Source organism: Microcoleus sp. (assembly GCF_049646505.1).
Lineage (GTDB): Bacteria > Cyanobacteriota > Cyanobacteriia > Cyanobacteriales > Microcoleaceae > Microcoleus.
The window spans coordinates 1-8,644 of record NZ_JBARVX010000316.1; the positions used below are offsets into that span (position 1 = coordinate 1).

Consider the following 8,644-nt stretch of genomic DNA (forward strand, 5'->3'; position numbering starts at 1 on the left):
AAAGAAGCGAAAGCAACTTTCCACGGCCCCAGAGGCCCGGAAATGTACTTGACTAAAGGCGTATTTATCCAATAAAGCCGGACTCCAAAGGCTTCTAGCCAGCCCAAGTAAATCCAAATTTCTGCCCGCAGGCGATCGAGATTATTTCGCCCTTGCAAGAAAGCGTATTGAACTAATAAAGCTCCGGTGACTAATCCTAAATTTATCCCGGATTTAATATCGTTGCTAGAAGCCAAAATCAGGAGCACGCTGCTCAAAACCCAGTGCAGGTGAGCAAATATTTTTAACTCCGCATTAGTTAAATGCAAATAGTTGCTGAGCCAAGGAGACAAAATGCGATATATATAGGTTAAAGTTGTACCGAGGGTTGCCAGCACAATTAAACCGTCACCAAAAGAGCCTCCCGGTGTTTGCAATAGTTGATATAGTAGGGATTCGTAAGCGGATGCTGAGATGCCAATTAATCCTAAATAAACCAGAGGTTTGAATTGTTGCTCGCGCCTACCAATGCCGATCGCAATTAAAGACGCACCCAACACAGTTAAACCAGTCCAGTTGGCAAAATCCTGCGATCGCAAAATCAAACCCAACAACCCGTAAACCAAAGGTATAACGTGAATGCTGGGTAAAATTGTGCGATCGTCACAATTGCGCCGCCACCAATCGCCCATCAATTGTGCAAACAACCCGATCGCAATATTCGCTACAGCCAAATTAATCGCAGTGCGATCGACAAAACTCAAACCGACTGCTGTCAGCAACTCCAAACTCCAAGCCAAAGCATAAATTGCCAGAGGCGAAAGTTGGTGGAAACTTCGGAAAACAATCGCAGCCACGATTACCAAAGTAGCAGCCAACACTTCAGCAGAGGCGGATAAATTGAAGGTAGTGCGTGCGTAAAGTTCAAAAGAATAAAAAGTAATAGTTGTTAACAGCAAACTGGCGAGCAAAATTGCCCAACCATCTAAAGCTCGATCGTAAATTTGAGCTAATCGAGAAGGCTGAGGGAAACGGCTGGAAACACGAACAATCGTGCTGCGAAACAACCAGAGACACAAAAGTGCGATCGCCCCAGCAATTCCCCAAGCCCAACCAGATACAAAACCTAATCGATCGATTACCGCCGCTACAAAACCCAAGTTAAATCCGACACAAATTGCAGCCGCCGGTACCTCTACCAAATAGTAAGTATTGACTAACATCAGCGCAGCAGCCAAACCCAAAGCGATTAACTGATATCCGGGAAAACTCAAAATGAGAATTTGTGCGACTATTAGGGCGATCGCGCTGCAGGTACTGGCGACTTGTTTGTGAGGAAAATCAGTATATTTAGCAACAGCAGTCAAAGCCAAAGGTGCCGCCATCCAAATCAAACCCCAGGGAGACTGCAAATTACTGTAGAGCAACATAAAGCTGAATCCCGCCAATCCTAAACCCAGATTCCAAGAACTTTGAAACCATGCAGGATGCCAGCGGAAAAAGGCAGAAGTTTCTCGGATATTTGCGGCTTTCATCCAGACAAAAAATCCCCATTCAGCCGCCATAAATATCAATAAAATTCCTGCCCAAACATGGAGTGTTTGGTTAGGCAAAAATAAGTCAATTGTCGAAGCGATCGCGCATAAACCCAGAATGTGAGTCAGGTAAACTAAAAATGCCGGATTTCGCTGGCGCTCGACTGCCGAATCTGGGATTGAGAATCGCCGGGAATTATCGGGGATGACGTATTTCCAAGCAATCCAAGCTAAAGTTAATGTAGAAACCAATAAATTGATCGATCGCCAAAAAGGATCGAGCAAACTAACAACAGTTAAAACACTGCCCAAACCGAGAGCAAGATTTTCACCAAAACGGGCAAGTTGAAATTTTCGCGATCGGTAGAGCCACTGCGCCGCACCTGCGGTTAAAATTAAATAAGGCAAGAGCAAGACACCCCACAAAGCCCAAGGAGTTTGCCCAGAGTTGGTAAGCTGAGTTAAAAATGCAACAAATTGTGTTTTAATCCCTAAAGGAACAACTCGCCAAAACAGCCAAATCGTTTGAATTCCTGCCGCTTCAAGCATTAGCAAATCAAACTTTTGCCAAAACCGCACTAAGCGGCTATAAAAAAACCACACAGCCAATCCGCTAACTGCGATCGCCTGTAGGGGAATTTCGCGAAAACAAACCAGCCAGCCTAAACCCAATAAAGCCCCTCCGGCTAATTGCCAGTTAAAAAAGCTGCCGGGATTTTGGTTGTCGGATATATTGTTTGTAATAGTCCGATATCCGAGAGGTTGCTGCCAATCCAACCATGCTAAAAGCACGCCGCAAATCCCCAAAGCTAAACCCATTTGAGCGATATCTACGCCCTTGACAAATATCGCCCGACCTAGTAAAATGCCTAGAGAATAGGCTACTAAAGCAGCTTTTTTGTAAGTCAGAAAATCTCGGCCGGAAGTCAAATCAGCGGCGGTAGTTTCAGCGTTTCCCCCGCGTCGGACAGATTGTAAGCGTTGTTGTTGAACTTGATAAACACCAGCAGCCGCAGTTCCGACAGTACCAAAATAAACTGCAGCTAGGGAAAAGCTTAGAAATCCCCAACCCCAGTGCAAATAACTCAATCCCAAATGATTTAGGGCGATCGATCGAGTGACGTTTTTACCCAACAAGCTTTCATACTGAGATTTGATAATCCCGCGCGTTATCCAAGTCAAAATAAGTGCAGCGGCGATTGCTACGGCCCAATTCCAGGGATATTGCCACAATCCAAAAGTGTCCATCGCCCAAAAATTAATCGGCACCAGCAACAGCGTCACTTCTTGCAAAGTTTGAGCAGTCAAGTGCAAATTAGCCTGTTTTTTAGCCCAACTGCTAATCGCCCAAAATGTTAAAGTATAAGCTAACAAAACTCCATATTGTCCGGCAGCCGGAAATCTTTCCCACTGACTGGCAGCTAAGACTCCAGAGGAGACAACTACCATGAACACTCCTAAAAATAACAGCCACACGACGCTAATTTCGGCTATGAACGAGTGCAAGATTTGAGCCGCAAAATTAGGGGTGCGAGCTGTTTCTGCGCGCTCTACAACGTTTTTAGCGGTGCTGGGCAATGCTTTTTGTGTTGAGAGAGCGGGTATTTTTGATTGAGTAATAGGGGCGATCGTCTTTGAGGGTTCGGGCAGGGGACAAACTAAATATTGTCGGCACAATTGCTCAACCTCAGCGGGCTCGATCAAGCCCAGCCGCAGCCACGCATCTAAACCTGTCAACAACTCAGGGTGCGAGGCTAAGACGCTGAATTCAATTTTGCTCGATCGACCTTTAGGAGACGGCATCGGCTTAAACTGGTACTAGCTACATTCCAGGTATAGCCGAATTTACAGTCGATCGAGCCTTTACGCATTCCGCCCTGAGAATTGGCACAATAAGTATTTATATCATTCTGGTCGATCGCACCTAATCTGGCAAGGGCTCGGCTTCCCAAAAAAATCTGCCAACAATCTCCAATCTCCAAAACCCGCCCCGGCTTTTAATCTGGGTCGATCGACCGCACCGGATCTGAAATAATAATTTATATTGATTTATCTTATGGGTGATTTGCCGGACATCATCTGACTCAATCAAACATTGCTCCCACAAGTGGGCAGTCAGAAACTACCAAAATCTCGATTAACCTGTCTAGTTTAAAATACATTTTTTCACTGTGTAATGTTCAATTCAATACAAAAAACCAGAAGTATCTCCTGTAGATTTAATAGATGAGTAATTCGATCTTGAAAGAACTTATTAATGATAATTACTGAAATACTTCCCCGTCATTGTACTTTCAATGAATCAGACTGGAAAATACTTGCCGCATTCTGGTATCCTGTGGCGTTCTCTCACGATATTGTCGATCGGCCTTACGCCGCGCAACTGCTGGATGAGCGACTTGTCTTGTTTCGAGTCTCAGATGGTTCACTTACGGCGGCTCGCGATCTCTGCTTGCATCGAGGCGTGCCGCTCAGCTTGGGTTCGATAGAAAACGATGAGCTAATCTGTCGCTATCACGGAGTGCGATACAACAAAGCTGGACAATGCGTTTGTATCCCGGCTGAACCTGCTGCCGCCATTCCACCCAGGCTGAAACTCAAAACTTATCCGACCATCGAGCGCTATGGCTTAGTCTGGGTTCGCCTTGCAGACAGCGGAGATATTCACTTCCCCGATTTCAAAGAATGGGACGATCCAGACTACATACAAGTGCTGCCGAATTATGTCGATATTAATGCCGCATCAGGAAGGCAAGTCGAAGGCTTTCTTGATGTGAGTCATTTTGCCTTTATTCACGCTGATTCCTTTGGAGAGCGGCATAACCCCGAAGTGCCGGATTACCCCGTTGAAGTGTTGCCGCATGGATTTCGCGCCGATTACCTCAGCACAGTCAGCAATTATCCGCACCACATGAAACATCTCAATCCGTCAGGGTTTAAGTGGAGACGGCTATTTGAACTGTGGCTGCCGTTTACCGCCAAGCTATCTGTCACCTTTCCTAACGGTCAACTGCATATTCTCAATGCTGCCTGTCCGGTTTCTGCCCGCAAAACTCGCCTGTTTGTACCAATCTGCCGCAACTTTGATAAAGATGCTCCCTTGCAAGACACGCTTGACTTTAACGATCGAGTGTTTGCAGAAGACAAAGCAATCATCGAAGAACAATATCCTGAAGACTTGCCGCTCCGTCTTCAAGATGAAGTGCATATTGCAGGAGATAAAAGTTCGATTACCTACCGGAAAAAACTCGCAGCTTTGGGATTAAGTCCGTCGTTTACAGCTTAGTTCCCGCTACTCGATATTCAAACTATTGTTTGAGGAACGCTCTACGAACAAAACAGAAGTTGAGGTACGGTTCCAACAGGTATATAGGAGGCAGGAGGAAGAGGTAATAATATAAAATTGTATGTTGGGCGGAGTGAAACGGAGGGTTCCTTCCACGGGCCCAACTTACATAGATTTGTTGAGTTATAGCCTTAACCCAACGATATTGGGATATATCCTGGTTGTGAATTCAACAGCAGCCACAGACTTAATTATTGAACGAGTGGGTAGCGGGTTGCTGACAAACCATTGAAAATTCAAACTTTGATGTTCATTGCTCGATTCATTTTTATGACAGTGAAATTCTATTAGTAAAAGGAGTTTGGGAAGATGACTTTGAAAGCGTTTCGCAGTGCAATTTTAGATTTTGTTGGCGATCCGTTCTACGTGTCAGAATCAGAGAGTGTTCGCTATATTCCAGACGGATTGCTGGTTTTGGAAAAAGGCAAGGTGAAAGAGCTGGGTGATTACGAGTCACTAAAAGAGCAGTATGCTGGGATTGCGATCGAGTCTTATCCCGATCGCCTCCTCTTGCCTGGATTCATCGACCTGCACATTCATTTTCCTCAAACCGGAATTATTGCCGCCTATGGAGAACAACTCTTAGAATGGCTAGAGAAATATATCTTTCCAACCGAGCATAAATTCAAAGATAAAGCCTATTGCGATCTCGTTGCGCCAATTTTTATCGACCAACTGTTACGCAACGGTACGACAACCGCCGCTGTCCTGGGAGCTGTATTTCCAGAATCAGTAGATGCACTGTTTGAGGAATGCGATCGCAGAAATATGCGCGCGATCGCAGGCAAGGTGATGATGGATCGCAATGCTCCCGATTTTCTCTGCGATACAGCCGAGTCGTCTTACTGCGAAAGCAGAGCGCTAATCGAAAAATGGCACTGCAAAAATCGCTTGCTATATGCAGTCACGCCCCGATTTGCACCAACTTCAACCCCCCAACAGCTAACCTGCGCCCGCCAGCTTTTAAGCGAATTTCCAGATACCTATTTGCACACGCACCTGTCTGAGAACATGAAGGAAGTGGAATGGGTGCAAAAACTGTTTCCAGACAGTCAGGGCTATCTGGATGTTTACGATCGATTTGGCTTGGTGGGAGAGCGATCGATTTTTGCCCATTGCGTTCAATTAACCGATGCTGAATTCGATCGGCTTGCCGAGACAAAAGCCGCGATTGCATTCTGTCCGACTTCTAATTTGTTCTTGGGCAGCGGATTGTTTAATCTCGAACGGGCAACGGCAGAGCAGGCACCAATTAAGGTTGGTTTAGCTACAGATGTCGGAGCTGGAACAAGTTTTTCATTGTTGCAAACTGCCAGTGAAGCTTACAAAGTGGCTCAACTCCGGCAGCAAAAGCTTTCACCGTTTCAAGCAATGTTCCTGGCAACACTGGGCGGAGCAAGAGCGCTCAAGCTGGAAGATAAAATCGGCAATTTTGATGTGGGTAAAGAAGCAGATTTTGTGGTGATCGATCCGCGAGCAACTCCAGTTATGGCATTTAGAAATGAGCAAAAGAATCAGCAGATTGCGCCAGTTACCATAGAAGAATTGGGCGAGCTGCTATTCAGTACGATCGTGTTAGGCGACGACCGAACAATTTGCGCGACCTATGTTATGGGCGAACTGGTTTATGCTAAATAAACGGGAAAAGTACCCAGCGTTGACAATTAAGCTGTTTTACATTTAAACTGTATGTCAAAAAACAATAAAACTATTGTGGGGAGTAGGGGTTGGGCTTCTAGCCCGCCCTGAACATACAATGTTTATTTGTCCGACAGCTTATCATATCAATTCCTCTCTTCATCGTCCTGTATTCATTTGTCTCTGTGTTCTCTGTGTTCTCTGTGTTCTAGCGCCGGTTAAATCATTCCGATGCAACCGGAAACGATATCACCCCGTGAAATTATTCCAGCTCGTCGAACTCGCGTTATATTAGCCGCGAGCATCGGTTAAACAATCCCAACTATCGGCGTACATCTGCGTGCACCTGCGGTTAAAAGCTCCCAATTAAAACAAGACAATTCCGTTGTTTTACTTATCGACAGCTTTCAGCAAAGTTTCCGCGCTAGCATTGTGGTCAATGAAAGAAAACAAATGCTTAAATAATAGTTTGCCATTTTCATCCAAAACAAACTGAGCGGGCAAAGGAGCGCCCAAAGCTTGACCGGTTTGATAAGTGCGAAACACTCTGACGCCGGGATCGGAAAGCAAAGGCATTTTCAAGCCTAAATCTTTAACCACAATTTGGCTTTGGCGGTCGTCCGTACTTGTAACCATCAATAATTCTATATTGCGATCGGCAAATTTTTCCCAACTTTCATTCAAAGCCTTAATGTGAGGAAAACAGAAAGGGCAATATTGCTTTTCAGTAAAAATCCGCGTAAAAGCCAGAACTACCGGTCTATCGCCCCGATAATTCGACAGCCGCACCAATTTACCATTATTAATATCCGGCAGTTCAAAATCAGGAGTTATCTGTCCCAGCTTCAGAACATTAGTGGCGGGAACAGGCAATAAATTTTGGAAAAACCGCTGATTTAACAAGCCGCTAAAATCTGTAGAAGTCAGCATATTTCCTAATTTGGGAATGGGGAATGGGGAATCGGGAATCGGGAATTGGGGGGGAAGGTTTTGAGTTTTGAATTAAAAACTGTTTAACTCAAAACCAAGCGGGCGGGCACTCACAGGCACCGCCCCTAGAACTCAAAACTCTCAAGTTAGACAGCAGCGAAGAAAACCTTAGACTTGACCGGATCGGGAGTCATAGTCTTGTCACCGGGCTGCCAGCCTGCGGGACAAACTTCATCGGGGTGAGACTGGACGTGTTGAATAGCTTGCAGCGTGCGGAGGGTTTCGTCCACGTTGCGGCCGAAGGCAAGATTGTTGATAGTAGAGTGTTGGATGATGCCTTCTTTGTCGATAATGAACAGACCTCTGAGGGCAATACCGGCTTCGGGGTCTAGGACGTTGTAGTCGGAACTAATTGTTTTTTTGAGGTCAGCAACTAAGGGATAGTTGAGGTCGCCGATACCGCCTGATTTGCGGTCTGTTTGTATCCAAGCCAGGTGAGAGAATTCGCTGTCAACGGATACGCCGAGGATTTCGGTATCGATTTTCTTGAAGTCCTCATGGCGATCGCTAAATGCTGTAATCTCAGTCGGGCAGACAAAGGTGAAGTCCAAGGGGTAGAAGAACAGGACTACATACTTTTTGCCTTTGTAGTCTGACAGTTTAACTGTTTTGAATTCCTGATCCACTACGGCTGTTGCTGCGAAATCGGGTGCAGGTTGACCAACCCGGAGGCATTCACTTGTCATAGATTTTGTTTCCTTTTTTACGAACTGTTACAAATATATCATAGTCATAACGACTACAAGTATCTTGTCAAAAAATCACGCTCTCAAAATAGAGAGCGCGGTTTTTTTGATGAAATGATGGCTCAGGCGGGATTTGAACCTGCGACCTTGGGCTTATGAGTCCCCTGCGCTAACCACTGCGCCACTGAGCCAAACTCACTTCACGATTTACTATTATAGCACGGTAGGGCGAGCTGTGTCGGCTTTCATTAAACATTATTTCTCATAACTTCTAGTAAAAGTTATGAGTTTTGATAATGATTCAAAACCCATAACTTCTGACCAGTCGTTAGCGAGAAGCGCGGGAATCATCCTTTGGCAGAAAAGCCATTGGATTGACAGCTCCCGATCCGGCGGGATGGACTTCAAAGTGCAAGTGCGGCCCGGTACTGAAGCCGGTGCTGCCCATTTCTGAAATCTGTTCGCCTTGA

General features: G+C 45.5%; 7 protein-coding genes and 1 tRNA gene. 2 read left to right on the forward strand and 6 right to left on the reverse strand.

Translation table 11 applies throughout. From position 1 onward, the window contains the following. Both WBA89_RS16360 and WBA89_RS16365 read right to left on the reverse strand, forming a co-directional pair. The coding region (locus WBA89_RS16360; protein ID WP_424408202.1) for a hypothetical protein at nt 1-3,317 on the reverse strand (3,317 nt) is incomplete at its 3' end. Then, on the reverse strand, nt 3,269-3,466 hold the full coding sequence (locus WBA89_RS16365; protein ID WP_424408204.1) for a hypothetical protein: 198 nt from the start codon (nt 3,464-3,466) through the stop codon (nt 3,269-3,271). The genes WBA89_RS16360 and WBA89_RS16365, both read right to left, overlap by 49 nt. Nucleotides 3,467-3,771: 305 nt before the next feature. Between WBA89_RS16365 and WBA89_RS16370 the strand changes: the two genes are divergently transcribed. Together WBA89_RS16370 and guaD are read left to right on the forward strand one after the other, a co-directional pair. Next, the gene (locus WBA89_RS16370; RefSeq protein ID WP_424408206.1) at nt 3,772-4,800 is read left to right on the forward strand and encodes a Rieske 2Fe-2S domain-containing protein; all 1,029 of its coding nucleotides are present in this window, start codon (nt 3,772-3,774) and stop codon (nt 4,798-4,800) included. Nucleotides 4,801-5,169: 369 nt separating this feature from the next. Further along, on the forward strand, nt 5,170-6,498 hold the full coding sequence (gene guaD, locus WBA89_RS16375) for a guanine deaminase (protein ID WP_424408208.1): 1,329 nt from the start codon (nt 5,170-5,172) through the stop codon (nt 6,496-6,498). A gap of 390 nt (nt 6,499-6,888) precedes the next feature. Here the strand turns inward: guaD and WBA89_RS16380 are convergent, their stop codons facing one another. The 4 genes from WBA89_RS16380 to WBA89_RS16395 all read right to left on the reverse strand — a co-directional run. Continuing rightward, on the reverse strand, nt 6,889-7,428 hold the full coding sequence (locus WBA89_RS16380) for a peroxiredoxin family protein (protein WP_424408210.1): 540 nt from the start codon (nt 7,426-7,428) through the stop codon (nt 6,889-6,891). A 146-nt stretch (nt 7,429-7,574) separates the two neighbouring features. Beyond that, nucleotides 7,575-8,174: a peroxiredoxin gene (locus WBA89_RS16385; RefSeq protein WP_424408212.1), complete on the reverse strand. Its 600-nt coding sequence runs from the start codon at nt 8,172-8,174 to the stop codon at nt 7,575-7,577. A 118-nt stretch (nt 8,175-8,292) separates the two neighbouring features. Continuing rightward, nucleotides 8,293-8,365: transfer RNA gene (locus WBA89_RS16390), tRNA-Met, on the reverse strand. A 137-nt stretch (nt 8,366-8,502) separates the two neighbouring features. Continuing rightward, on the reverse strand, nt 8,503-8,644 hold a 142-nt coding region (locus tag WBA89_RS16395), incomplete at its 5' end, for a M23 family metallopeptidase (RefSeq protein ID WP_424408214.1).

Bases quoted from the DNA above. Each gene is read 5' to 3' on its own strand.
- WBA89_RS16370 (WP_424408206.1), top strand. From the start codon at position 3,772: ATGATAATTACTGAAATACTTCCCCGTCATTGTACTTTCAATGAATCA.
- guaD (WP_424408208.1), top strand. From the start codon at position 5,170: ATGACTTTGAAAGCGTTTCGCAGTGCAATTTTAGATTTTGTTGGCGAT.
- WBA89_RS16380 (WP_424408210.1), bottom strand. From the start codon at position 7,428: ATGCTGACTTCTACAGATTTTAGCGGCTTGTTAAATCAGCGGTTTTTC.
- WBA89_RS16385 (WP_424408212.1), bottom strand. From the start codon at position 8,174: ATGACAAGTGAATGCCTCCGGGTTGGTCAACCTGCACCCGATTTCGCA.